23 protein-coding genes are annotated in these 26637 nt (G+C 53.3%); 9 read left to right on the forward strand and 14 right to left on the reverse strand.

The annotated features are described in order from the left end of the window. Positions 1–361: 361 nt before the first annotated feature. On the reverse strand, positions 362–1264 hold the full coding sequence (rbsK, locus tag PUT07_RS17875) for a ribokinase (RefSeq protein ID WP_274469688.1): 903 nt from the start codon (positions 1262–1264) through the stop codon (positions 362–364). Between the two features lie 243 nt (positions 1265–1507). On the opposite strand from rbsK, the gene PUT07_RS17880 reads away from it, so the two are divergent. Both PUT07_RS17880 and PUT07_RS17885 read left to right on the forward strand, forming a co-directional pair. Then, positions 1508–2266 (forward strand): phytanoyl-CoA dioxygenase family protein, encoded by a 759-nt coding sequence (locus PUT07_RS17880; protein ID WP_274469689.1) that lies wholly within the window; start codon positions 1508–1510, stop codon positions 2264–2266. A gap of 38 nt (positions 2267–2304) precedes the next feature. Then, positions 2305–3147: a helix-turn-helix domain-containing protein gene (locus PUT07_RS17885; protein WP_274469690.1), complete on the forward strand. Its 843-nt coding sequence runs from the start codon at positions 2305–2307 to the stop codon at positions 3145–3147. A gap of 63 nt (positions 3148–3210) precedes the next feature. Here the strand turns inward: PUT07_RS17885 and PUT07_RS17890 are convergent, their stop codons facing one another. From PUT07_RS17890 to PUT07_RS17920, 7 genes are all read right to left on the reverse strand, one after another. Further along, positions 3211–4038 carry a carbohydrate ABC transporter permease gene (locus PUT07_RS17890; protein WP_274469691.1) on the reverse strand — a complete coding sequence of 276 codons (828 nt, stop codon included), beginning with the start codon at positions 4036–4038 and terminating at the stop codon, positions 3211–3213. 13 nt (positions 4039–4051) lie between these two features. Further along, positions 4052–4795 carry a carbohydrate ABC transporter permease gene (locus tag PUT07_RS17895; protein WP_274469692.1) on the reverse strand — a complete coding sequence of 248 codons (744 nt, stop codon included), beginning with the start codon at positions 4793–4795 and terminating at the stop codon, positions 4052–4054. Positions 4796–4961: 166 nt separating this feature from the next. After that, entirely contained in the window at positions 4962–6302 is a 1341-nt protein-coding gene (locus PUT07_RS17900) for an ABC transporter substrate-binding protein (RefSeq protein WP_274469693.1), read from the reverse strand. A 312-nt stretch (positions 6303–6614) separates the two neighbouring features. Beyond that, positions 6615–8126 (reverse strand): glycerol kinase GlpK, encoded by a 1512-nt coding sequence (gene glpK, locus PUT07_RS17905; RefSeq protein WP_274469694.1) that lies wholly within the window; start codon positions 8124–8126, stop codon positions 6615–6617. A gap of 2 nt (positions 8127–8128) precedes the next feature. Beyond that, positions 8129–9073, reverse strand: a complete 945-nt coding sequence (locus PUT07_RS17910) for a transketolase family protein (RefSeq protein WP_274469695.1) — start codon at positions 9071–9073, stop codon at positions 8129–8131. A 1-nt stretch (position 9074) separates the two neighbouring features. Beyond that, positions 9075–9920, reverse strand: a complete 846-nt coding sequence (locus PUT07_RS17915) for a transketolase (protein WP_274469696.1) — start codon at positions 9918–9920, stop codon at positions 9075–9077. Positions 9921–9933: 13 nt separating this feature from the next. Continuing rightward, positions 9934–11367 (reverse strand): L-fucose/L-arabinose isomerase family protein, encoded by a 1434-nt coding sequence (locus PUT07_RS17920; protein ID WP_274469697.1) that lies wholly within the window; start codon positions 11365–11367, stop codon positions 9934–9936. A 273-nt stretch (positions 11368–11640) separates the two neighbouring features. Here PUT07_RS17920 and PUT07_RS17925 point away from each other — a divergent pair, with 273 nt between their 5' ends. Next, complete coding sequence (locus tag PUT07_RS17925) at positions 11641–12684, forward strand: LacI family DNA-binding transcriptional regulator (protein ID WP_274469698.1); 1044 nt, start codon at positions 11641–11643, stop codon at positions 12682–12684. Positions 12685–12749: 65 nt separating this feature from the next. Here the strand turns inward: PUT07_RS17925 and PUT07_RS17930 are convergent, their stop codons facing one another. Then, positions 12750–13172 carry a universal stress protein gene (locus PUT07_RS17930; RefSeq protein WP_274469700.1) on the reverse strand — a complete coding sequence of 141 codons (423 nt, stop codon included), beginning with the start codon at positions 13170–13172 and terminating at the stop codon, positions 12750–12752. A 74-nt stretch (positions 13173–13246) separates the two neighbouring features. Beyond that, complete coding sequence (locus PUT07_RS17935) at positions 13247–14455, reverse strand: MFS transporter (protein WP_274469701.1); 1209 nt, start codon at positions 14453–14455, stop codon at positions 13247–13249. Positions 14456–14623: 168 nt separating this feature from the next. Here PUT07_RS17935 and PUT07_RS17940 point away from each other — a divergent pair, with 168 nt between their 5' ends. The 6 genes from PUT07_RS17940 to PUT07_RS17965 are packed head-to-tail and all read left to right on the forward strand — an operon-like array spanning position 14624 to position 20120. Beyond that, positions 14624–16183, forward strand: coding sequence for a spore germination protein (locus PUT07_RS17940; RefSeq protein ID WP_379239949.1), 1560 nt, complete (start codon positions 14624–14626; stop codon positions 16181–16183). 18 nt (positions 16184–16201) lie between these two features. Further along, on the forward strand, positions 16202–17395 hold the full coding sequence (locus tag PUT07_RS17945) for a Ger(x)C family spore germination protein (RefSeq protein ID WP_274469702.1): 1194 nt from the start codon (positions 16202–16204) through the stop codon (positions 17393–17395). 5 nt (positions 17396–17400) lie between these two features. Continuing rightward, entirely contained in the window at positions 17401–17643 is a 243-nt protein-coding gene (locus tag PUT07_RS17950; protein ID WP_274469703.1) for a hypothetical protein, read from the forward strand. 30 nt (positions 17644–17673) lie between these two features. Next, positions 17674–18777: a GerAB/ArcD/ProY family transporter gene (locus tag PUT07_RS17955; protein WP_274469705.1), complete on the forward strand. Its 1104-nt coding sequence runs from the start codon at positions 17674–17676 to the stop codon at positions 18775–18777. A 16-nt stretch (positions 18778–18793) separates the two neighbouring features. Continuing rightward, entirely contained in the window at positions 18794–19912 is a 1119-nt protein-coding gene (locus PUT07_RS17960; protein ID WP_274469706.1) for a GerAB/ArcD/ProY family transporter, read from the forward strand. A gap of 7 nt (positions 19913–19919) precedes the next feature. After that, positions 19920–20120, forward strand: a complete 201-nt coding sequence (locus tag PUT07_RS17965; RefSeq protein WP_274469708.1) for a hypothetical protein — start codon at positions 19920–19922, stop codon at positions 20118–20120. 866 nt (positions 20121–20986) lie between these two features. Here the strand turns inward: PUT07_RS17965 and PUT07_RS17970 are convergent. The 4 genes from PUT07_RS17970 to PUT07_RS17985 are packed head-to-tail and all read right to left on the reverse strand — an operon-like array spanning position 20987 to position 26605. Further along, positions 20987–21961: a 2-hydroxyacid dehydrogenase gene (locus PUT07_RS17970; protein WP_274469709.1), complete on the reverse strand. Its 975-nt coding sequence runs from the start codon at positions 21959–21961 to the stop codon at positions 20987–20989. Between the two features lie 41 nt (positions 21962–22002). Then, entirely contained in the window at positions 22003–23217 is a 1215-nt protein-coding gene (locus PUT07_RS17975) for an MFS transporter (RefSeq protein ID WP_274469711.1), read from the reverse strand. A 26-nt stretch (positions 23218–23243) separates the two neighbouring features. Further along, a complete protein-coding gene (locus PUT07_RS17980) occupies positions 23244–24815 on the reverse strand; it encodes a response regulator transcription factor (RefSeq protein ID WP_274469712.1) in 1572 nt (523 codons plus the stop codon). Next, complete coding sequence (locus PUT07_RS17985; RefSeq protein WP_274469713.1) at positions 24812–26605, reverse strand: sensor histidine kinase; 1794 nt, start codon at positions 26603–26605, stop codon at positions 24812–24814. Before PUT07_RS17985 ends, PUT07_RS17980 begins: the two co-directional genes overlap by 4 nt. Between the last annotated feature and the right edge of the window lie 32 nt (positions 26606–26637).

Genomic DNA, 26637 nt, shown 5'->3' on the forward strand with positions numbered 1-26637 from the left:
GCTTAATGCCCGCAAGAAAGCTCGGCTCCTCCTAGAGAGCCAAGCCTCTACCGAGAGTCCCGCCCATAGCGGGAATTTCTCCTGTTAAATACAGCCTGGCGGATCCTCGAAGGCTGAATAACAGGAATTCCTCCCGTTATTCAGCCCATACTCGCAGCCTTTACGCGAAATGGGGATAAATTAACAGGAGGAATTCCCTTTATTCGTACAACTGGGCTAATTTTCTCGCGAATAACGGGAGAAATTCCAGTTACGACCTGCGGCTGACCAAGAAAAGCTCGGCTCCCTCAACGAGAGAGCCCCGCCCTGCCGCAGTTCAAAAAAAAGCTGCCGAGGATATCCTCGGCAGCTTTCCGGCATGCTACAAGTCGTTCAGTTCTTCTAAAGTGGGCATGCCCGCTTGAGCGCCGAAGCGAGTAACGGACAGCGAAGCCGCCCTCACCGCGAACTGTGCGGCATCCGATACGGCGAGGCCGCCGGCCCAAGCGACGCAGAAAGCGGCATTGAAGGCGTCGCCCGCTCCGGTCGTATCCACGACCTGCACGCTGGGCGCCGCTACGGTATGCAGCCTGCCGTCTTGCAGCAGCGAGATCCCTTTGCCTCCGCGGGTTACGAGCAGCTTAGGCCCTGCTTCCTCCCACCGCTGCATGCCCGCTTGCAGCTCGTCCTCGCTTGCGTAAGCAGCCCCGCTGAGCAGCTCGAACTCCGTCTCGTTCGGCGTGATGAAATCGGCGAGCTGCAGCAGCGCTTGGGGCAGCTTCACCGCCGGAGCCGGGTTAAGCACCGCGGGGACGCCGGCCGAACGTGCGATCTGCAGCGCCGCTTGCACGGCTTCGAGCGGAATCTCCAGCTGCACGAGAAGCACATCGGCTTCTTGGATGAGAGCCGCGTGCCGGGTCACGAGCTCCGGCGTTACGCGCCCGTTCGCGCCCGGAACGACGACGATGCAATTATCTTCCGGCGTATGCATAATCGTCGCCGTCCCGGTTGTCCCTTCCATGCGCACGACGGCTTCCGTATGGATACCATGCTGCTCCAGCTGTGCTAGCAGCACGTCGCCGAAGGCGTCCTGACCGACAGCGCCGATCATAGATACGTGTGCCCCCAGCTTCGCACAGCCAACGGCTTGATTGGCTCCTTTGCCGCCGGGAATCGTATGTAACGCATCGCCGTGGACCGTCTCTCCGATTCGCGGCATTTTCCTCATCGATACGACCAAATCCATATTCAAGCTGCCTACAACCGCTATACGTGAATGCTTCAACCTGATTGCCTCCTTGATATCTGTTACTAGTGCCATCTCCATACTTGTCCATTCTCATACCTTCAACCGTGTTCTACTAGCGTATCATTCATACGGAAGGTTTTCCAACCGAATTTTATTTATCAATTGCAGACACAAACTTTTGATTGCCCGTGCATTTCAATCCCCTTCTGAATCAACTACGATTAAGTTAATAAACAGCTCTTCACATCAGTTTAATACTCAATCTAGGAGGCTTCTTGTATGGATATTCAAGCGCAGTCAGCAAGGTTAAATCCGCTAACGCCGGAACAAATCAAACAGTACCACGAGGACGGGTATCTCATCATCAGCAAAGGGTGCAGCGATGATCTGATCGATGCTTTTAATTCGCACATTCATTCGATTCGTTCCTCCGATGCGATGCCCGAGTGGGCGAAGCCAAGAAAAGGCGGAGCCGCAGTGGATGACAAGGACCGCTTCTCCGTCCGGCTGTTCAATCCTCACCTGCATGACGGTTTCGCACTGCAGATGATGAAGCTGCCGATTGTGCGCGGTGCGTTGGCCCAAGTTCTCGGCGATGAAGCGTCCGGCGTGCAAAGCATGTACTTTTACAAAGAACCCGGATCCCCCGGACAAGCGGCGCATCAAGATTATTATTATATCAAGAATGACCCGAATACGCTGACCGCCGCCTGGGTCGCCATGGAATATACGAATGAAGAGAATGGCTGCTTGTATGTCATTCCCGGTTCTCAGAAGCTCGGCATTCTGCCGCATGGAGATGTGAAAAATTTACAAGAGCACGAAGCTTGGACCCACGAGGTGGAAGGCATCGATTTGACGAAGGAAATTCCGGTTATTTTGGATAAGGGGGACGTCTTGATATTTGACAGCAACCTGATTCACTCCTCTACGCGAAACCGATCCGAACGTTGGAGACGTTCCTACGTATGCCATTATATTCGTCACGACTCCACAATCGAAAGAGAAGATTTGAAAAAGAAAATCCCCCTTGTATAATGAAGGAAAAGGCTGTCCGAGAGGGATGGAATGAACGTATGGGAACAGATGCCAGGGTGGAAGTCCTTCCACCTTTTTTGTTTGTAACCAGCGCCTACGCAGGCAGTGTGGTTTATGGCCCCGGAGGGAAATACGGACCGCGCATCCAAATGGATTTGCAGCTTGTCCTGCTGCATAGCGGCTCCATGACGGTAGAAATTGACGGCGTTCCCCACTCGGTTCCGACCGAGAGCGTTGTTCTGCTCAAACCGGGACACGAGGAGCTGTTTCATTTCAATGAGAAACGGGACACGTGGCATCGATGGATCGCGGTAACGACCGAGCCGCTTTCCGCGCATGCAGAGACTTACTTCGAGTCGCTGCCCCTGTACATCCCCTTGACGGCTCGGCTCAATCAGTTGACGAATATGATGATGTCTCTGCAAAACGACGGATGCACGCCGGCGGATGAAGTCGTGAAATCCCTCGGCCGTTCCGCCGTGTGGTTGTATGCGACAGAGCACAAGCATTTGGGACGGAATCACCTGAAGCATCCGGCTGTTCTTCTTGCTGTGGAAGCGATTCACGAAAGATTCGGCGAAGAGCTCAGCCTGAGCGATCTATCCAAGATTACCGGCAAAACGCCCGAGCATATCATCCGCCTGTTCCAGCGCGATGAAGGGGTCACGCCAATCCAATATTTATGGCAGTACCGGGTCAAAAAAGGCTTGGAATTGCTGCGCAGTACAGGCCTGAACATCGGTGAAATCGCCGAACAGTCCGGCTTCAAAACCTCTTACCATTTCGCCCGCACCATCAAGCGCCATACCGGTCTGACGCCTAGTGAAATTCGTAAGGAACACTACAACAAGCCCTTTCGCTCCGGAGAACCGAAACTATAGGCTTGCCGCCAGACAGATAAAGCCCGGCCGGCGCTTATACAGCGCACTGCCGGGCTTTCATCGTTAACCTTTCACCGCACCTGCGGCCACGCCGCTGATGAAATATTTCCTGCCGACGATACTCAGAAGAACCAATACGGGAACCGCCATTAGAAATGCTCCCGTAATCGGCGTAGCATAATCCTCTTTATAAGGATTGTTCATCGTCGAGATGCCGACTGAAAGGGTCATTTTGTGCTCGGAAGTTAGAAAGATCAGCGGGCTCAAATAATCGTTCCACGAGTTCATGAAGTTGAGAAGCCCTACAATGCCGATACCGCTCATGGACAAAGGAATTGCAATGCTCAGGAACGTCCGCCATTCCGTAGAACCGTCCACCCGTGCGCTCTCATACAGCTCGGAGGGGATTGCCGTCATCACTTGGCGGATGAGAAAAATATGAATCGCCGATATGGCCCCCGGTAAAATGAGAGGAAAGAACGTATCCAACCAGCCCCACTGTCTGAACATAATGAAGCTCGGAACCAGTGTCATCTGCGACGGAATCAGAATTGTTGCTATCACGATCGTAAACAGTATATGTTTCCCTTTAAACTCATACCTGGAAAAGCCATATGCAACCAATGCATTACCTATCATAGAGAGAACAGAAACCGCTGCAGCAATAAAAACGCCGTTGAAAAATTGCGTCCAGAACGGGATTTTATCAAACAGCAGTATAAAGTTGTCTAGCGTCGGATGGAACGGAATCGGATTCAACGGGGAAGCAACGATATCATCATAGGTTTTGAACGACATTCCGATCATATAGAGAAAAGGGAGACTGAATAATAAGCTCAATGCAGTCAAAGCAGTGTACACAACGATGCGGTGAATGCGGTTTGCTGTCAATGCGGTCTCCCCTTTACTTTTTTTCTTGAAACAACTTGATTTGAATAAGCCCAACAACGAGTAATACAACGGTAAATACATACCCAACGGCAGACGAATAGCCGAAGCTTTGCAGCCGGAAGGCTTGCTGATATATGTACATGGTCGGAAATAGCAGCGATTGCTCCGGCCCGGACTGGCCGGGTCCGGCCAGCACGAACGGCTCGGCGAACATCGTGAACGAACCGATAATTGCCTGAAAGACGATAAAAGTCAGGATAGGTCGCAATAGCGGCAATGTCACATAACACACTCTTTGGCAAGCATTGGCTCCGTCAATTTTGGCTGCCTCGATAAGTTCCCTGGGAATGTTTTGAAGGCCGGCCAGAAAGTAGAGGATGTTAATGCCCAAATACCGCCATGTCAACAAAATGATCAAAGCGGGCAGCGTCCACTTCGGGTTTTCCAGCCAACCGATCGGGTTGATGCCGACAAAAGCAAGCAGTGTATTCAGGAAGCCGAAGGATTTGTTGAAAATAAATCCGAAAATGATCGCCACCGCAACAGCCGATGTAATGTTGGGCGTAAAAAAGAAGGTTGCAAACCATCCCTTCTTCCGTTCTACGAAAGGCTGGTTGATTAACAGCGCAACCAGCAGCGCAATCGGCAGAATGATAAAGACGCTGCCCCCCGTCGCCTTCAGTCCGTTCCACATCGATTTCCAGAAAACATCATCATTCATTACGAGCGTATAATTTTTGAAGCCTGCATAGGTCAACTTGCTGACACCCTGTTATAGGCTGAGCCAGAAGCCATACAGCGTGGGATACAAGCTAAACACGAAGAAGTAAATGAAAAAAGGACTAATGAACAGATACGGTGCAAACTTCAACCACTTTGACTGTTTGATTGGCAATGTTCAGCCCTCCTGAATCCTTGGCCGTTTAACCGGCAGTCTCATTTTTCTTGATAAGCTGCTTCAGCTCGTCATCAACCTTCTGCAGAAACTGTTCGGGCGTCAGCTTGCCTTCTTCCAGTTCAAACCGGTACTTATTCCACGCATCCGCGAACAAAGTCCGCCACCACGCCTGGTTCTGGTTCGGAGCTACAGCGACCAGCTTCCCGTACAGCTCTCCCAGATCCTGACCGTTGAAGTACTTCGTATACTTACTCTGCTCATGCAGTCCCTTCTCGTTAACCGAAGTTAGAAGCGCAGGGAACAAGTTAACGATTTGGAATCGTTTGACCGAGTTTTCCGGGGTTAGTTGGGCGAGCTTCAGAAACTCCCAGGCCAATTCTTTATTTCGGGAATACTTGGAAATCATCAACCCGGTTCCGCCCCATACGGTGGTCGGAACCGACTTGGGTCCGCCCAGAGGCATAGGCGCAGCCGCCCACTTTCCTTCCAGCTCCGGTGCGTTATCCGCCAGCAGATTGACCCACCAATCCGGACCGAAAGCAGCGATGTAATTCCCTTTCTTGAACTGATCCCAGTAAGCCGGACCGTCGTAATAATTTTTATCCATAATGCCGTCCTTCTTCCATGCATACATCCGTTTCAAAGCGGTCTGGCCTTCGGGCGTATTAAATCCGGGCTGCCCGTCTTTGGTAACGATGTCTCCGCCCTCCTGCTTGATGAACAACTCGAAATACGTTTGGTCCCCTCCGGTTTTCGTTGTTGAGTTTCCCGGGAAAATATATTTTTTATCGCCGATCAATTTCTTCGCTTGCTCCGTAAATTGATCCCATGTCTTTAGCTCCGCTACGTTAATTCCGGCTTTATCGAATAAATCTTTCCGATAATAAAGGGCAGAAGCGGTTGCAGCATGCTCGATTCCGTACTGCTGGCCGTTAATGGTGTATAACGCTTGCCGTCCTTTGGACATCACATCAGTCAGGTTGCTGCTTTTCAAATAATCGTCCAAAGGCACGAAGGGGATGTCACCGCGAATAAATTTAGGGAACTGCGATTGTTCGATATCGATAAGATCCGGTGCGCCATCCCCGCCCGACTTGGCAATAACCAAGTATTTATCGACAAGCGCTGTGCCTTCCATCAAATTAATATCCACGGTCACTTCGGGCTGCCGTTTCTTGAATTCTTCCTTGATGGCCTCAAAAAAACGCTTATGAGGCTCTGCAAACACCCATAAGGTTAACTTTTTCCCGGCTGCAGCGGTTTGCTCAGCTGTAGAAGCAGGCTCTCCGACATTCGGCGTACAAGCGGTTAAGGCTAACGTTAACGCAATTGCTGCAGAAATCGATGGCCACATTGTTCTCACCATGGATACACCCTTTCCATTTTTTTATTATCAGAGAGATGATCTATCATTCAAATCATAATGTATGCGTTTACAGTTGGGAATGCACGAACAGCCGTTATATTGTGTCTGAGATTGATATTCGACGTATTCATCATTCGCCGGAAGCGTGCTGGAGCAGCCGGTAAAGCAGGTGCAGAAGAACATAAAAAAAAAGACAAAAAAACCTGCGAGATAAGGAAACAAAACTTGATTTATCAAGATTTGCTTCCTTATCTCGCAGGCATTCTCATGTCGTCTGTGTGTCTAATGAACTTATTTCCAAATAAATACCGTTTAACGCCGTTCCGCTGGGTCAGCTAATACAGATGCCACTGCCTTATGCCAGCCTGCACAATAAGCAGCCCGCGCTTCTTCTTTCATCGCCGGCACGTAATGCCGGTAGCTGCGGCCGCCCGAGGCGCCGATGCTTCCAAGTGACGGCCAGAAGCCGATCCCGACGCCGCCCAAATAAGCCGAGCCCATGGCGGACAGCTCCGCCACCTCGGACTTCACGACCGCCCTGCCGAGCAGGTCGGATTGGAACTGCATCAGGCTCGCATTGCCGGAGGCACCGCCGTCTGCCCGCAGCTCCATGAGCTCGACACCGGTTTCTCGCTCCATCAGCTTCACCGCATCATATACCTGATAAGCGATGCTCTCGAGAGCAGCCCGAATGATATGGGCTTTGGTCGTTCCCCGGTTCATCCCGGTGATGGACGCTCTGGCGTACGAATCCCAATACGGCGCGCCGAGCCCGACGAAAGCCGGGACCAAGTAGACGCCTTCGCTATCCGGTATACCCGCAAGCAGCTGCTCCATCTCCTCGAACGAGCTGAACAAGCCCAGATTGTCCCGCACCCAGTTCAAGCTGTCGCCGGACGTACGGATAACGGCTTCCACCGCGTAAGTGACTTTGCCTCCCATGCCCCAAGCGATCGCGCTTACCAGCCCGTTCGCGGAATCCACCGGCTTCTCCCCTACATTCATCAGCACGGATGTTCCAGTGCCGTAAGTCGCTTTGGCCATGCCGGTCTCATAGCACTGATTGCCGAACAAGGCCGCCTGCGAGTCGCCGATCACCCCTGTGATCGGTACGCGGCAATCGCCGAAGAGCGCCGGATCTTCCGTATACCCGAAAATTTCATCGGAAGCTTTGACTTCGGGCAGCAGCTCCGCAGGCACGCCGAATAGATCGCACAGCCCGCCATCCCACTCCAACGTGTGAATATTATAGAGCGATGTACGGCTGGCGTTGGTGTAATCGGTCGCGTGTACTTTGCCGCCGGTCAGCTTCCAGAGCAGCCACGCGTCGATCGTTCCCGCGAGCAGTTCCCCTGCCGCCAGCTTCTCGCCGGCTCCCTCCGCATGCTGCAGCATCCACCCCCACTTGGCCGCGGAGAAGTAGGGATCCAGCAGCAGCCCCGTTGCGGCGCGCACGGAATCCTCGTGGCCGGCCTGCTTGTAGCCGGCACACAGGTCGGCGGTGCGCTGGCACTGCCACACGATGGCGTTATACACGGGATCGCCTGTCGTGCGGTCCCACAGGACAGCCGTTTCCCGCTGATTCGTGAGTGTTAACGCGGCAACCGAGGCCGGAACAATCCCGGCCGAAGCGATCGCCTCAAGCGCAGTGCGTTTGACATTGGCATAGATCTCTGCCGGATCATGCTCGACCCAACCGGGACGCGGATATATTTGCCTGTGCGCGGCGGAGCTTCGGGCAACGATCTGCCCGGTACGATCGATCACGAGCGCTTTCGTGCCCGACGTACTTTGATCGATGGCAAGCAGATACCCTTTCTCCATCGTCATGACTCCCGCCTGCCCAGCAGCTCAAGCGCAACGCGCTTCAAATTGCCGGCAGATATGCCGTAATGGTTGAACACTTCGGCCGTCTTCCCGGCGATCGCCGGCTCATCCGGAATCCCGATGATCCGCATCGGAACGGGGCAATGCTGTACGACGACTTCCGATACGGCTGCGCCAAGTCCCCCATGAATGCTATGTTCTTCGACGGTAATCAGATGGCCGGTTTCCCGGGCAGCGCTTAGAATGGCCGCCTCGTCGAGCGGTTTGATCGTATGCATATTGAGCACACGGCAGGACACCCCCGCCTCCTTCAAGGCTTCATGCGCATCCAACGCCACGCGAACCGTCTCGCCTGTGGCGATGATCGTGACCTCGCTGCCTTCGCGCAGGCGCACCGCTTGGCCGATGACGAACTCATAATCGTCCGAGTCATACACATCTTCGACCGCATTGCGGCCGATTCTAACGTAGGCGCCGCCTTCGTAGTTCACCAGCGCCTCCGTCATCCGCTTCGTTTCGTGCCGGTCCGCCGGGAGCAGCACGGCGATTCCCGGAATGGCCCGCATAACGGCCAGATCCTGTACCGAATGATGGGACATGCCGAGCGCGCCGTAGCTGACTCCCCCGCTAATGCCTACAAGCTTCACATTCGTTGCCGAGTAGGCGACGTCCACTTTGATCTGTTCGATGCTCCGCATGCTGAGAAAGCACGCCGGCGAAGTGACGAACGGCTTCTTGCCGCTGTGGGCAAGCCCCGCGGAGATGCCGACGATATTTTGCTCGGCGATGCCCACCTCGACGAACTGTTCAGGGTACGCCTTGGCGAATGGAGCCATGGCGGCAGAGCCTCTGGAATCGCTCGCAAGCACCATAATCGAGCGGTCATGCTGCGCTTGCTCCAGCAGTGTCTCACAAATGACCTGCCGATTCGGAATCGTGTTCATATCAGCTCACCTGTCCTTTCTGATCGTAGCTGCTTTGCAGCGCGGTGAGCTCGGCCAGCGCTTGCTCCAGCTCGGCTTGGTTCGGCACATGATGGTGCCAATGCGGGACGTTCTCGGCAAAGGATACGCCCTTGCCTTTGACGGTGTTCGCCATCACGAGCGTCGGCTTGCCCCTATGGGCCGGAATCGCTTCGAACGTCTTGACCAGCGCCTGCATGTCGTTGCCGTCTATCGAAACGACGTGCCAGCCGAATGCGGCCCACTTGTCCTCCAGCGGATCAAGTCCCATCACCTCTTCGGTCGAACCGCTGATCTGCAAGCGGTTGCGATCGATAATCCCGATCAGATTATCCAGCTTGTAGTGAGCTCCCGCCATAGCGGCCTCCCATACGGAGCCTTCGGCCTGCTCCCCGTCACCCATAAGGCAGTAAGTGCGGTAGGAAGCGCCGTCTTTCTTGGCGGCAAGGGCCATGCCCACGGCCACCGCCAAGCCATGCCCCAGCGCGCCTGTGTTCATTTCTATGCCCGGCACCTTGTTGTTCGGGTGTCCGATCAGCTTCGTACCGAATTGGCTGAACGATGCCAACTCCTCTCTTGGGAAAAAACCGCGGTCCGCAAGAATCGACCAGAGCGATTCGACCGAATGTCCCTTGCTTAGAATGAACCGGTCTCTGTCCGCCGCTTTAGGGTTGGCCGGATCGATGTTCATCACGCGGTAGTACAGCGCCGTTAAAATATCGGTATTGCTGAGCGAGCCGCCCGTGTGTCCGGTCTTGGCCCCGGCAATCATTCGCAATAAATCCATCCTGATTTGCGTCGCTTTCGCTTGCAGCGCTCTTATCTCCATAGCTCCTCCTTATTTACAGGCCTTTGCCGCGCAGCCATGCCTGAATTTCGCTTTCTGTCGGATCGACGGGATCGGGGGTCAAGCCCGGAATATACGAACAAGCCTCATAAAGAGCGGGAATAACGTTAGCATGAATGCCTACCGAATGGTGCACATAAGGCCCTTTGACCAGCTTCTCCTCCCATAGCGGCCAATCATTCACTTCCACCCACACGTACGAACCGCGGGTGTAAGGCCCTTGAATGCCCTGGGCTTTCCCCAGAAACAGCTGATAATCGCCATGATCGCCGTCGAACCGGGCCAGCGTCATGCCGCCGCCGCGAATTTCCCCTTCATGCGTGCCTGGGGAGTGATCGTCGAACAAGAAATGCTTGCGCAGCTTCGGCTTATTCTCGACGGAAAGAGATACCGGGAAATTCCCGCAGTGAAACAGCAATTCGCCGTTGGCATTGTCAGGATGGCGCACCGTCAGATCGGCGAAGAAGGTCGGCGCCTCGTTCATCGCAGCGGCCTGCACCATGACCGAAGTGATTGCGCCATGGATATCGGTTTCGCACGTCACCGGAATTTGCTCGTCGGTCAAGATCGCGTTCGCCAAGCATGGCATGATGCCCATCGCATCCTGCAGCGAGGACCAGCATTGAATCGCAATCGCCGTGCTTCCTGTCTGCTGCGCATACTGCCTCATCGCCACTTTCAAAGCAGCGATCCGCCTTACATCGGCTTCCGTCACTTCGGACCAGTCCAGCTTCTCCTTGATGTAGTCGATCGCTTCCGCCAATTCCGAGGATTGGCCGTTCTCAATACGCTTGGTAGCGCGTTGAATATCAACGAGTGTGATCGGATGCAGCTCGATGCCGAAGCGTTCCAGCAGTTCTCCCTCGTTGCACATCATCGTCCAGAAGGATGCGGGTCTTGGGCCGATTTGCAAAATACGCAGCGAACGGAACTGGCGAACGACATTGGCTGCCGAAATGAAATTTGAGAAGCCGCGCTCAAAAACGGGATCGTTCACCCGGGTATTCGTAACATAAGAGAAAGGCACGTTAAAGCGCCGCAGCACCTTGCCCGTCGCGAACAGTCCGCACTGCGTGTCGCGCAGCCGCATGCCGTCTTCCAGCGGAGCCTCGTCGCGCGGCCCCCAGAGCAGAACCGGCTTGCCGAGCGCCTTGCCGACGCGGGCAACCGTATCCTCGGTGCCGAAGTTGCAGTGCGGGAAAAATACCGCATCGACACCTTCCTGCTTGAACCGGTCGATGATCAGATCGGCATTGATATTATCGTCATAGAGCAAACCTTCCGAGTTGATCCCTTCGAGATCGACGATATCGATGTCGAGTCCGAAACTCTGAATTTTCTCGCGGATCAGCACTTTGTACTTAAATGCGTCTTCTGCACTGAAAACGAACCTGCGGGTAGGCGCGTAGCCCAGCTTAAGTTTTTTCATGAGGAAGCCTCCTGTTTTGTTTAGGTAAACTTTTAGTCCAATTGACGAAAACTAGGACTAAACTTTTCACTTAATTTTTTGTCTTGTTTAGTTATTTTATGAATAAATCTAATCTAACATGCCTATAATAGGACGTCAACGCCGTTTTTTAATTAAGTTTAGTTATTTTTTTATAAACGATTTAGTCGAATTACAATTCACCTATTGCATGAGCTGCGTATTCACGATAAACTAAACTCACTCAACTAATTTAGTGAATGGGGATTGTTCAATTTGAAGATGGAAGATATAGCGAGGCTGGCGGGCGTATCCAAATCGGCCGTGTCGCTTGCGCTTAGCGGCAAATCGGGCATTAGCACGGAGACGCGTGAGCGCGTGCTTGAGATCGCCAGGGAAAGCGGATATTCCCCCAAACCCCGGGCAGCCGCTGCGGATACTGCTCTTAAATCCCTATCTTTTTTGGTGTTCACCAACTCGGGAATCGTGCTTGAATCTTATTATCAGCAGCCCTTCTTCCGGGAGCTGATTCATTTCATTGAGGACCGCTGCCGTTCGAAAGGCTATTCGCTGCTGTTCTCCTCTGTCGACCGGGAACATCTCGAGCGGGAGGTACGTTTGCTGGCGGAGGATCGTCAAACCGACGGCATCATTTTGCTCGGCAATAACTTAACGCCGGAGGAAATCGGAGATTTGTCGCATCGCTTGGGACCCCATCTGGTCGTGCTCGATAACTGCTTCGACAAGCTGCCGGTTCATTTCGTGGCCATTAACAATTTCATGGGTGCTTACCAAGCGGGGACTCATTTGTGGGAAAATGGACATCGGGAGATCGGCTATATCGCCTCCAATGTGCGCATCCAAAATTTCGAGGAGCGTAAAACGGGGTTTCTTGAAGCCTTGCAGGAGCGCGGATTGGATATCAACCCTGCGCATACGTTTGCCGTGGCGCCAACCATGCTCTCCTCTCAGGAGGATCTGAAAGGCCAGCTGCAAGCTTACATGGCTGAGAACCGCCCGCTTCCGACGGCCTTTTTCTGCGAATGCGACTACATTGCCATCTCGGCATTGAAAACGTTGAACGATCTCGGCATCCGCGTTCCGGAGCAGGTGTCCGTCGTTGGCTTCGATAATATTTCGGAATCACGCATCGTTTCACCGGAGCTGACGACCGTTCATGTCGAGAAGCAAAGGATGGCCCAGCTGGCGGTCGATCTGCTCATCGAATCGATCGAACAAGGTGTGGAGGCCACCTCCAAGGTCCGGGTAGACACCCGACTGGTCGTTCGCCAGTCCTCCCAGGCTCCGCGCACGGACTAATGCGGCGCAGCCGTTTCAAATAACAAAGGGTGTCCCAGCCAATGTATGGCTTGGGACACCCTTTGTTATTTGATAATCAATACCGGGCAATGCACATGCTTGATGACGCTGTGGCTCACGCTGCCGAGAAGAATCTCCGATACGAGCCCGACGCCGCGGCTGCCCATCACGATCAAATCGTGCAGATCCCCATCTGCCTTATGGCAGATCACGGCAGCCGGGTCGCCGGTCAGTGTAACGCACTCGAACTCCAAGCCGTTGGCCGCTATCGCCGCCGAAGCCAGCCCAATAATTTTCCGGCCTTCTTCTTCAAGCGCATCAACGAGCGGTACGCTGATCGGCGGATCATTCAATGTGATCTGCGGGTGCACATGAAGCACGGTCAATTTGGCCTGCGGTGACAGCTGTTTGATTAACCCGATGGCGTGATGAAGCGCCCGGTCGGATTGCTGTGAACCGTCGATAGGAACAAGAATGTTTGTATACATACACGATTCCTCCTTTGATTCTCACATTCACGTTAACGTTATATATAAAGTGCAAATTGACGGGGAACTTTGAGTTAGTGCCCTTCCGCGTGATCGACGTGCTTCACATGCTTATGATTCATGCCCACGAAAATGACGGAAAGAAGCACGAAACAACCGCCTACGATGAATGGAACGTGCGGATTGTACCATTCCGCCAATTTCCCTGCCAGCCACGGTGCTGCCGCAGCCCCAAGGAAGCGAAGGAAGCTGTATGCCGCGGATGCCGTGGAACGCTCGACAGGAGCGGCATTCATAACCGCCGTCGTGATCAGCGTATTGTTGTTGCCGAGGAAGGCACCCGCTGCAATAACTGCAACGATAATAACCTCATTCGTCGATGTCCAGATCCCCATGGCGATCAAAGTGGCCGCGAACAGCGTCAGCTGCACGCACATGGATTTAACCGTTCCGTAGCGCTTCTGCAGCTTCGGTGCCATGAAGATGGAAGTGATCGCCAGCAGTAAGCCCCATCCTAAAAATACATACCCCAAACCGTGTTCTTCCAAACCCATATGAAACGGCGAATAGGCCAGCAAGGTAAAAAAACCGAAATTATACAGAAGTGCGGTAATGCCGAAAATGCGCAGCGGGCGGTGCTTCAAAGCGCGGAAAGGCTCCATTATTGACGTTTTCTTAACTGGTGCAGCCGAAGATGGGGTTGCCTTCGGCATGACGAGGGCAATGAACAGAAAGGCAATGACCATCAAACTGGCAACGCCGAAGAATGGCCCCCGCCAAGAAATCGATCCCAATTCGCCGCCTAGCAGCGGTCCGACGGAAATGCCAAGTCCGATGGCCGTTTCGAATAAAATAATGGACTGCGCAACACCTGTTCTTGATAAAGATACGATAGCGGATAATGCAGTCGCCACGAACAGCGCGTTGCCAAGTCCCCAACCGCCGCGCAGCCAAACGAGCTGCCAGATGCCATTGGAGCCTCCGCCAAGCGCGGAAAATACGGCAATAATAACAATCCCTAACAGCAGCGTTCCCTTCAAACCAAGTCTGGATGAAATGACCCCAGTTATGAGCATGGCGACAGCCATGACCAAATTATAACTGGTGAAGAGCAGTGTTACATCGCTCTGTGAAGCATTCAGTTTATGAGCGATGGCAGGCAGGATTGGATCGACAAGCCCAAGTCCCATGAAGGCGATAATGCTCGCGAAAGCGACGGCCCAGACAGCTTTCGGTTGATTCAACATATTTGCTCTGGATTTGACCTGTGTGTTAGGTTGCATGATCTTTCTATGCTCCTCTTCATTAAGGATAATGCTTTCTCATCGATTATCATATTCCTTTATAACGTTAACGTCAACGTTAAATTCGTCCGAACTTTTCGCGCATACCTCAGGAAAGTTAAGGAAATGATACTAGAACAATATCCTAGAGCTTGGGGAAAAAACCATATGTTCGCACATTGGCTGCGCTCCAAAAAACATTCGCCGCTTCCGCTAACCAAAACAATTGCCGAACCGCCGGCATCAATGCCAATATTCATGACGATTCACGAAAATATCGATTACGTCCGCCAGACGCTCGGAAACAGCACGGATATCGTATTCCGCGAGTTCTCCTACGGCGCCGTGACCGAGCCTGTGGCCATCGTCTATACCGACGGCCTTGTCGATGGCAACGTCGTGAATGACTTCATCATGCGGTCATTGATGTCCGATCAGCTGGATCCGGATCCTGGGCTGAGCCCCTTCGAGCTGTTGGAGCTGCACACGCTCACCATCGGTGAAGTCCAGCAAGTGTATGACATGAAGAAGCTGCTCCATCACCTTCTATCCGGCGACTCGGTCATTCTGATGAACGGCTATGACTGCGGTATCGCCGCCAGCACCAAAGGCTGGAAAGACCGCGGCGTAACGGAAACGAACGTAGAAACGGTTGTCCGCGGTCCGCGGGAGGCTTTCTCCGAGTCCATCCGCACGAACACCGCACTTATTCGCCGAAAGATCAAGGATCCGAATTTGTGGGTGGAAACATTTCAGGTCGGTAAGGTGACCCAGACCGATGTCGTGCTGATGTATGTGAACGGGATTGCTGCGAAGTCCCTCATCGCCGAGGCCCGCAACCGGTTAAATCAAATTCAGATTGACGGCATATTCGAGAGCAGCAATATCGAAGAACTGATCCAAGATGAAGTTATTACACCATTCCCGACGGTTTATAATTCGGAGCGCCCGGATGTTGTCGCCCTGGAACTCATTCAAGGCAAAATTGCCATCCTGGTCGACGGAACCCCCTTCGTGCTGATTGCTCCTGCGTTGTTCGAAACGTTCCTGAAGGCTTCCGAAGACTATTATCATCGCGTGGACATTTCTACCTTAATCCGGGTGCTTCGTTACGCCGGGTTTCTTATTGCCCTATTAGCCCCATCTTTCTATGTTGCCATCACAACGTTTCACCAGGAAATGCTGCCGACCCAGCTCCTCATCTCCCTCGCGGCGCAGCGGGAGGGTATCCCGTTCCCCGCCTTCATCGAAGCTCTCCTGATGGAGATAACGTTCGAGGTGCTGCGGGAAGCCGCGCTGCGCATGCCGCGAAGCATCGGGTCGGCGCTGTCTTTCGTCGGAACGCTGGTTATCGGACAGGCAGCGGTCGATGCCGGCATCGTTTCGGCCGCGATGGTCATCGTCGTGTCCATTACGGCGATCTCCAGCTTCGTCTTTCCTTCTTATGACTTGTCTAACGCCATCCGCATTTTACGATTTCCGCTTATGGCACTGGCCGCTTCGTTCGGCTTTTTCGGAATACTCGCGGGCCTGCTCGGGCTCATCCTGCATCTGAACTCCTTGCAATCGTTCGGAGTGCCCTATCTGAGCCCATTCGCGCCGATGGAATTGCATAAGCAAACGGATGCCCTGTTCAGAATGCCGTTTCAGTCTATTTTCTCCCGTGTCCGCACGGTCAGCGCTAACAACGTTGTGAAGAAAGCCAAACGAACTCGGTTCAAACCTTAAAGGGGGGCAGCGATCCCAATGATAGCCAGGATGCGAATCATCGCTTGCTTACTCGTCATCGTCCTGTTGGTAAGCGGCTGCTGGAGCCGGAGGGAGCTCAACGATATTGCGATTGCCGAGGGCGTAGGCATCGATATTACCGATCATCAGTTTGAGCTTACCGTTCAAATCGTCAATCCGGGCAGTGTCACCAAAGCGATGGGAAACCCGAACATTCCGATCATTGTGTATTCTTCCAAAGGCGTCACTTTGAACGAAGCGGTGAAAAGATTGACCTCCTCCATTTCCCGGAACATTTATTTCGCTCACATCCGGATTCTTGCCATCTCGGAAGAGCTGGCTGAGCAAGGCATTGTTGAAGCGATGGACTATCTCATGAGAGGCAGCGAATTCCGCTCCGATTTCGATGTTGTCATTGCCAGGGACACTACGGCGAAGGACTTGTTAAGCATCATGACACCGCTGGAACAAGTGCCTGCCAATTATATTTACAACTCTCTGGAAGCCGCCAAAAAGGAATGGACTTCAGCGGTAACGATCAAACTCGACCAGCTGTCGAAAGCGATCGTTACCCCCGGCAGAAGCCCGGTCATCTCCGGCATCCAGATCGTCGGCGAGTATAGCTCCGGCTCCGGCAAAGCGAACATCAACTATACGACGCCGAAAGTGCGGCTGCAGTACTCCGGCAATGCCATCTTCAAGAGAGATCGGCTGGTGGGATGGCTGAATGAGAAGGAGTCCCGCGCATACTCGGTCATTACGGACCAAGCGAAGCGCTCTTCCATCCATGTGCCCTGCCCGGAAGGCGGCAATATCGGCATCGATATCGCGCGGGTCAAGAGCAAGGTCCATGCTGTAGTAACGAACGAAAAGCCTGAAATATTTATCGAACTCATGGCTGAAGGGAATGTGTCCGATGTGGAGTGCAAAATTGACCTGCTCAAAGTTGAAACAATCGCGTATTTGGACCAGCAGATCACGAAACTGATGGAGGATAATCTGGAACACACCATCAAAAAAACCCAACAGTTAGGAACCGATATATACGGCTTCGGCGAAGCGGTGCATCGTGCCGACTACAGATACTGGAACAAGGTCAAAGACAATTGGGAGCAAGTATTCAAACAATTAACCCCTCACCTGAAGATCGTTGCCAGAGTTAGAGGTACGGGGACATTAGGGGATTCCGTTGTAAATGATGTAAAGGAGTAACGGTTATGTTAATCGGCATCTGTGTATTCGTCATTACCGCCCTCATTGCGTGCTATGAGATTCCACGCTTGTGGAGGCAAGGCTGCAAGCAAGAGATCTGGATCTACAGCTCGCTCATGCTGCTCGGGAATGTGCTTGCTACCATGAAGGGCATGCATAAAACACTGCCCAACCCGGCTGATTGGGTTACCTTTCTGATGATGCCAATCACCAAACTTTTACTGCAAATCGGGTTGATCACGAAGTAAAATAGGCAAGGCATAGGGAGGCAGTCCCTCATGAATAACGAGAATTCGTTGACGGCTCGTCAGCTCATGATTTTAGTCTTTTTGGTTGCGGTGGGTACGACCGTTCTCGTCGTCCCCTCGCTCTTAGCCATGGAATCGAAGCAGGATGCCTGGATCGCCGGCATCGCAGGCGTCGCCATCGGCTTGCTTTTCATCCGCATGTATGTCAGGTTGGCGAAGATGTTCCCTGCCCAGTCGCTTTTCGATATGAATGAAACCGTCTTCGGCAAGTGGCTGGGGAAAGCCTTCACGCTGCTGTATGTGTTTATCGCGGCCGTTATCAGTGCTCAAGTTCTATTCTACATCGGCGCGTTCATGACCACGCAAATCATGCCCACGACACCGATCCAATCCATTCATATTCTCATGATTACATTCGTCATTATCGGGGCCAAGCTGGGCGTCATTATTTTAGCGAGAACCGCAGAAATCTTTTTTCCATGGATGGTTTTGCTGCTGATTTTATTGTTTATTTGTGTCACCCCCCAAGCCGATGTCATCAACCTACTCCCAATTGGCGAAGCAAGCCTGATGTCCATCGCTCGTTCTTCGTACTATATCGTAGTGTTTTCTTATTTTCCGATTGCCTTTGTCCTCTGCCTCATCACCAACCAAGTGAAATTGCCCGTTCGGTTTTCCAAAGCATTCACTTACGGAGGGATAACGAGCGGGGTAGTGCTCGTGCTGATCACTTTGTTCAGCATCATCGTAATGGGACCCGATCAGTCCTCGCGGCAAATCTATGCGACCTATGCGCTTGCCAAAAAAATCAGCGTCGGCAACTTCCTGCAGCGGATCGAGGTAACCGTTGCCTTCTTATGGTTTATTTCGATCTATTTCAAATTGACCCTGTACTTCAATGCCGTGCTTCAAGGCATCGCCTCCCTGTTTCGGCTTCAAAACTACAAAGCCTTTGCGACGCCGACAGGCCTCATCATCACCGTTCTTTCGCTGTTGGTGTACCCGAATGTCGCATACAGCCATCATTGGGATGAGTTTACGTGGATTCCTCTAGCCACCTGTATCGGCTTCATTCATCCCGCGCTATTAATTGGGGTCGGTTACTTACGCAAGAAAATGACGAATAACAGCTAGACAAGGACGTGTTGTCATGAACAAAGAAACGATTACGCCGCGTCAATTTATGATCATTGTAATCCTGTTTTCAATAGGCACATCCATTCTGGTTATACCGGCTTCGGTGGCTGCGGACGCCAGGCAGGATGCCTGGATGCCGCAGCTGTTCAGTATTGCTGCAGGAAGTATCCTTGTCGCGTTATATGCCTGGATTGCCACACAGTATCCGGCGACCTCCATATACGGCATTAACGATCGGGTATTCGGCAAATGGCCGGGAAGGCTCTTGACATTGTGCATATCTCTATTATGCCTGTTGTTCGGTGCGCAGGATGTCTTTTATGTGGGTCATTTCCTTGTAACCCAAATCATGCCGACGACGCCGATTCAAGCGATTAACGTCTTGTTTATGGCGGTCGTTGTGTTGGGTGCAAAGTCGGGTATCGTCGTCTTTCTAAGGACCGCAGAAATTTTCTTTCCCTGGATTGTGCTCTTGTTTATTCTGTTCATGACCATGAATGTGCCCAACATGGAGCTAAACAATCTTTTGCCTGTGTGGGAAATACCTCCCCTCCCTATTGCCAGATCCGTTTTTCGAATAACCAGCTTCACCTATGTCACCTTATTCATTGCAATCGGTCCCCTCATCCATCAAGTCACTAGTGTTCACAAAGTCAAAGCAGGTTATTTCGCAGGTGTCGTCATCAGCGGCATCATGATGGTGCTGCTCGTCTTGTCCAGCATCCTGGTGCTGGGTGCCGACAGTACGGCGATGCAAAAATTCCCTAGTTACGCGCTCGCTCAGCATATCAACATCGGGCACTTCCTGCAGCGCATCGAGGTTGTCGTCGCCTTTCTGTGGCTGGTGTCGATTTACTTCAAAATGTCGATGTTTTTTTATGCCACAATCAAGGGACTGGGTCATGTTCTTCAAATGCGAGACTACAAAACGCTCTCCGTACCGATCGGACTTATCGTTACCGTGATCTCGTTCATCGTCTACCCCAGCAACGCCTATGAGCAGAGGTGGGACAATCAGACGTATCTGCCGCTCGCCCTTCTCATCGGGGTCGTGTACCCGGTTGCGATCGTGCTATTCGGCAAGCTGCGGAAGCAGCTCCCGCTCGCCAACAAAGAGCCCGTTGGCGAGTAGCTGCTGCTTGCCTCGCGAGCGTACTCGGCGGCGGGCCGCTGGGTGCGGCTATGGAGCGGCTGCGCAGCTGCTCGCTCAAGCGGGCGGCGCCCACGGTGGCGGCCCACCGGGTGCTAAGCGGGCGTTCCCCGGCGGCAAGCTGCCGCTCCCGCTGCTAACGGACACAGCGGACGCTATTCGCGGCGTGTCCGCAGCCGCTCGATTCTAACGGGCACAGGCGCGCTTATTTGGCTATTTTTGGGGCAAAATCTGCCCCAAAGGCGCAAATAACAGCGCTGGTGTCCGTTAGAATATCAATTCGGCTCATTCCGGCCGAATAAGCGCATCTGTGTCCGTTAGCCAGGCTCGGACACTCTGGAGCGGCTGCGCAGCTGCTCGCTCAAGCGGGCGGCGCCCACGGTGGCGGCCCACCGGGTGCTAAGCGGACGTTCCCCGGCGACGAGCCGCCGCCCCCGCTGCTAACGGACACAGCGGACGCTATTCGCGGTGTGTCCGCAGCCGCTCGATTCTAACGGACACAGGCGCGCTTATTTGGCTATTTTTGGGGCACAATCTGCCCCAAATGAGCAAATAACAGCGCTGGTGTCCGTCAGAATGCCAATTCGGCTCATTCCGGCCGAATAAGCGCATCTGTGTCCGTTAGCCAGGCGCGGACACTCTGGAGCGGCTGCGCAGCTGCTCGCTCAAGCGGGCGGCGCCCACGGCGGCGGGCGGTCGGGTGCTAAGCGGGCGTTCCCCGGCGGCAAGCCGCCGCCCCCGCTGCTAACGGACACAGCGGACGCTATTCGCGGCGTGTCCGCAGCCGCTCGATTCTAACGGACACAGGCGCGCTTATTTGGCTATTTTTGGGGCAAAATCTGCCCCAAAGGCGCAAATAACAGCGCTGGTGTCCGTCAGAATGCCGATTCGGCTCATTCCGGCCGAATAAGCGCATCTGTGTCCGTTAGCCGGGCTCGGACACACCGCCCCCGCTCCGTCCCCTCCCCGGACGGACACCGCCTCTTCGCCGCGCCCACCCCCGGCGAACACAAAAAAGGAGTTAAGCGCACAAACCGCTTAACTCCTTAACAGCCGCTACTTCCTAAGCTCCGGAACTACGTTCGGAGGCACTTCGCCCAGCACGCCTTTCACCAGATTCTCGGCCGCCAGCATCGCCATATCGAACCGCGTCTTATGCGTAGCCGAACCGATGTGAGGCAGCGTAACGACATTAGGCATCCTCAGCAGCGGATTATCGGGAGCGACCGGCTCCTGCTCGAACACATCGAGCCCCGCTCCGCGAATGATCCCCTGCTCCAGCGCTTCAATCAGCGCAGCTTCGTCTACCGTTTGCCCGCGGGACGCGTTGATGAAGATCGCCGACTTCTTCATCAGCGCCAACTCCTCGCGGCCTATGAGACGGGCCGTATCCGCCGTAAGCGGCGTCATGAGAACGACGAAATCCGATTCCCGAAGCAGATCCTGCAGGGAACGGTAGCTGACGCCCAAGCTCTGCTCGGCCGCCTCTTTCCGGCTGCGGTTATAGTAGACGACATCCATGCTGAAGCCGAATTTCGCGCGTCTGGCGATCGCTTCCCCGATGCGGCCCAAACCGATAATCCCCAGCTTCGCGTGATGCACGTCGATGCCGAATATTGCCTCATCGCTGCCTTTTTGCCAACGACCGGCCTTCACGTAGGCATCCAGCTCTGGGATTCGTCTGGCCGAGGCCAAAATGAGCCCGAACACGGTATCCGCTACCGTCTCATCGAGTACGCCCGGCGTGTGTGTCCCGAGCACCGCTCTCTCCTTCATAGCAGACAGATTCAGATTGTTATAGCCGACCGATACATTGCTGACGATTCGGAGCTTGGGAGCACGATCCAGCAGCTCCTGATCGATGCTTCCGCCGGAAATCAGCAGCCCGTCAACGTCGGATAACGCTTCCAAAAGCTGCTCACGCGGCATCTCATCTTCTCTATCCCATTTGGTATATTCGCAGTATTCTGCTATATACGCTTCCACTTCGCTTGGAACTTGCTTGGCAAGAAATACTTTAGGCCGCCTCATACTCAAAACTCCCTTCTAGTCTATGTAAGAATCGTACCATACTAGAGTTCTAGAAAACCAGTTTTTTCATGAGGCCGTTTCCTGCTCCTGGCCAGAACGAACATGACGGCGAAACCAGCCATGCCCAGCAGCGCCAGCAGCGCGCTTACGTTGTACATCGATTTCGCGCCCAATTCCTGGTAGATCCAGCCCCCGGCAAGCCCGGCGACGATACCGGACAATCCGCCCCAACTCAGCGCATATACCGCTTGGCCTGACGCCCGGTATTCCGGCGGGATCAACTGCGCCGTCAACTGCGTCCCGACATAATAATAGCCGGCGAACGTAATGGCGTTCAGCGCTTGAATGAACATAATTTGGTACGGCGATACCGCCTCGGCCATCATATACCAGCGCAGTGCGTAAAGCAGACTGACAACCGCAAGACACAGGATCATCGTCCGCTTATCCTTCCGCAAGAATCGGTCGAAAAGTAGGTAAACCGGAATTTCGAATATCGAGGCAAAGAACGCCGACCAACCGATTAAAGCGCTCTTTCCGCCAAGATCGGACATATAGATGGAGACGAAGGTGTTGTTCATCGCATTAGGAATCGAGATGAGAATTCCCATCCCAACGAACGCCATAAACCACTTGTTCCCCATAATTTGAAAATATTTGCCGCGCTGAACACCGCGCCCGCTCCCCCCGCTTCGTGCACCGCCCGGCAGCATCCATGCGAACAGGATCGATAGCCCGAGCAGCAGACCGCATACCGCCCATAGCCGATGAATGCCCAGCCAACCGATGACCGGTCCAGCCGCCAGAGCCATTAATGCCCAGCCCAGCGATCCCCAGAGGCGAAAGGCGCCGAACTTGCGGCCGGTACCCTCGATGGCTTCGAGAATAAGCGAGTTGCTCTGCGAGAACAGCGGAGTTTGAAAGAAAAAGTAAATGAGCAGAAACGTAATCATAAGCGCATATGAGCTTGTAACAAATACCGACTGCAGGCTCAACAGGCTGCCGATGAGCAGTACCGTGAGGATGCGCCTGACATTGGCAAGCCGGTCGCTCCAATATCCCCAGAACGGATTGGCAAGAAGCGAGATAACAGGCCCGCCGGCCAACAGTAAACCGATGGCGATGGAGGACATGCCGAAGTCCTTCAAGTACAGCGGGAAAAACGAACTATACACGGCTAACGCGCCGTATACAACAAAATTGAAGCCTTTGATAACACCAAAGGGCCGCGCTGCGGCCATTGAAAGTGCTGACATCGATGTGCTCTATCCTTTCCGAGGACTTACGTCGTATGTGCGAGCTTTCGATATTGCGTTGGCGTAATTCCGGTGTAAGTTTTGAAAATGGCGCAAAAATATTTGTACTCTTTGTATCCGACACTCTCGGCGATTTCGAAGACGCGGTCGTCCGTTTCCGTCAGCCTCGCCTTCGCCTGCTCAATGCGCACCTCATTCAAATACTCGGCAAACCCTTTGCCGAATTTCTGTTTGAACAGGATGCTGAAATAATTCGGTGTGATTTTCAGCCAAGCCGCGACCTCGGAAGCTTTGATGTCCTTGTTGTACCTCGCTTCAATGTACGACTTCACCCTGTCGGTCAGCCAATGATTCTTGCCCGTGAGCGAATTGTGCACAAGCGAATACATGGCCTCCAGTTCGGTTTGAAGCAGCGATTCCATCGCTCGATAGGAGTTATGCACGAACAAGTCCATCTTATGGGTATGGAACAGATCCGGATACCCGGTCAAATCGATTCCCGTCGACCGGAGTCTTCTCTGCAGCATAATGACCAGCTCTTGCAGCGCATGCCAAACTTCCTTAATCAGACAGCCGCTCTCCCGGAAATCCTGCAGCGCCTTATGGACGCGTCTGTCCAGATCGTCATAGTTCTCTTGGAAAAGCGCCTGAATCAAGCTCTTCTCCAGCTCCAGCAGATCCGGTTGGGGGTGACCCTTCCTCGCAGCAAACTCTTCATTGTGGAACACAACGGGAGCGGCTGCGGGAAGCACGGCAAATTGCAGCAGCCCCATTGCCTCCATCGCGCTAGGATAAATCTGCTCTGCAGCGCTGAAGGGCTGTGAAACGCCGGCATACAGCTGCACCCCCGGAGCCAGCCCTATCGAGTTCAAGACATGATGAAGCTTATCGCTGTTATCCGTAAGAGGCGCCGCACATAAGGTAAGCAGCAAGTTCGGGTGGTGGAAGAATGAGAGCGGTTCCAGTCCGCATGTTCGTAAGGCATCGTCCACAGCCGACTCCCACAGGGCGCGCGATTCCCTTCGCTGCTCTTCGGATGAGCTGTCCACCCAAGCCGCATAATCGGCGATCTGAGTCGCGATCATCCGGCATACGGCGGAACCGCCTGCCATTATGGAAGGGACGTAGGTATCGTCCCGCGCCGCATCCCGATCCTGCAGCTTCGATTTCAGCCACTTGCGGCTGCGCTCCAGCTCCTGCTCGTCATGCTGCAGACGCTCTTGTGCAATTTCAACCCCGATGCGCTCCACCATGCCCATGAGCTCTTCGATATTGACCGGCTTCAGCAAATAATCTTCGATGCCCAGCCGCAGCGCCTGACGGGCATATTCGAAATCGTCATACCCGCTGACGATGATGACTCGCGTTCGAGGAAAGCGCTGCTTCAGACCTTTGGCCAGCTCGAGTCCGTCCATGCCGTCCATATTAATATCGGTAAGCACGACATCCACCGGCGTTCGCTCGATACATGCAAGAGCTTCATAACCGTCATAGGCCTCTCCGACCACCTCTACGCCGATCGATTCCCAATGAATGGTCTCCCGTAAACCTTGGCAAATAATCGGCTCATCATCTACGATTAGCAACTTGATGGTCATCGTTCTCCCTCCTGCTCATTCATCCAGTACGGAATTCTTATGCGAATGCATGCTCCGGCACGCGATGGCTCATGTGGAATCGTAATGCCATAATCGCTGCCATATTCCAGCGAGATGCGTTCGTGAATGTTGCAGATCGCATGGTTCATCACATCCTCGTTCCCTTTCCGTGTAATCAGAATTTGCCGAATCTCTTCCAACTTATCCTTGGCGAATCCGATACCGGAGTCGAGAACGTCGATGAATAAATCCCCCTCTTCGGTATAACAACGAACGTCAATTCTGCCGCCTCCACGCGGGAATCCATGCTTGATGCTGTTCTCCACGAGCGGTTGGATGATTTTCTTGAGCAGGACGGCATTATCCAGCTGAGCCTCCAAATACAGCGTAAACTGAAGCTTGCTGCCCATCCGTTTCTGCTGCAAATTCAAATAAGCACGAACGAAGTCCAGCTCACCTGCCAATGTCGTATACCGTTTCTCGCTAATTTGACCCATTCGGAAAAAGCGCGATAACGTCTCGATCAGTTGGCTCGTCTCCGGCGCTTTCTCCAATCTGGCCGTCCACCTGATCATATCCAGCGTATTATATAAAAAATGGGGGTCCATCTGACTTTGCAATATTCGGAGCTCGGAATCCTTTTGTCGGATCTCCAGCTTATACTTTTTATCGATGAGCTCTTTGATCGTCATAACCATATTGTTGAACTGCCTGCCCAGCTCCCCTACCTCATCTTGCGAGCGAACCTTCACTTGTACCGAGAAATCGCCTTTCTTCAGCCGCTGGGTCTGTCTGCTCAGCTCCAGCATCGGGCGAATCATAGCAAATTCAAAGCCGATCAATGCCAACAGCCCCAAGATGACGATAATCAAAATGAGAAATTTCAACGACGCTTTGATCGCTTCCGTCTTCTGTACGATCGCTTGATCCTTGACCAGCGCGACAATGTTCCACCCTGTCGATTTCATACGCTGACTGAACACAATATACGAGACCCCGTCTTCCTCGAGCGAAAAGACTTTGTTCGCCGCTCCCGCATTCACGCCGCGAAGCAGCGCTTCGTCCGGATAGGGACGGCCGATAAGCGACTCATCCTGGTGGAGCAGAACGCTGCCCCCAGGCCGGATCATAAAGATGGAGCCTTGATCTTTGAGCACTGCCGCCCTGAGCAGGTCCGTAATTTCCGACTCATCCAGCCTTACAATCACTTGCCCGACCGAACGCGAAGGGGTTTCGAAGGAATTGATGGTGCGAACCATGGAGACGACCCGTTTGCTGCCGGTCCAACCGCTTTCCAACTTGTAGGAATCCGTCCAGATCACCCGGCCCTTGTTCGACTGGGCAAGATCCAACCACGGCTGCTCCAGCCCTTTGACCGGTTCGCCCATCTGCAGCTGGTTGCCGCCTGTCCCTTGCAGCGAGATCGACTTGATATACCGCTTCGACATGATTTGGAAAGCGATGAATCCTTCGATCACGGTTTGGTCCTTGTTCATTTGCTCCATATTGCTTGGAGTCGTCGGCGTTTCCATAAATCTGCGGAAATTTTCCTGATAAATCATATAGTCGGACAAATCTTCAATCGTCTTGATTTTTTCCGATAAATTCAGCTCGATCGTATTCAAATTTTTCTCCATCGCGTCGATGAACTGCTGGCGCAATATCGCGTCATAACGGCTCAAGATGACATTCCCGATCAGCAAGGACGGAAGTGTCACCAGAAGCACGAAGATGGCGATCGATTTTCTTCTTAAGCTGAAATGCAGGAAAGGATATCTGTTGAATCTCATGAAGTTCCAGCCCCTAACCGGTCTAATACCTC

It is taken from the genome of Paenibacillus sp. MAHUQ-63, assembly GCF_028765165.1.
Classification (GTDB): domain Bacteria; phylum Bacillota; class Bacilli; order Paenibacillales; family NBRC-103111; genus Paenibacillus_E.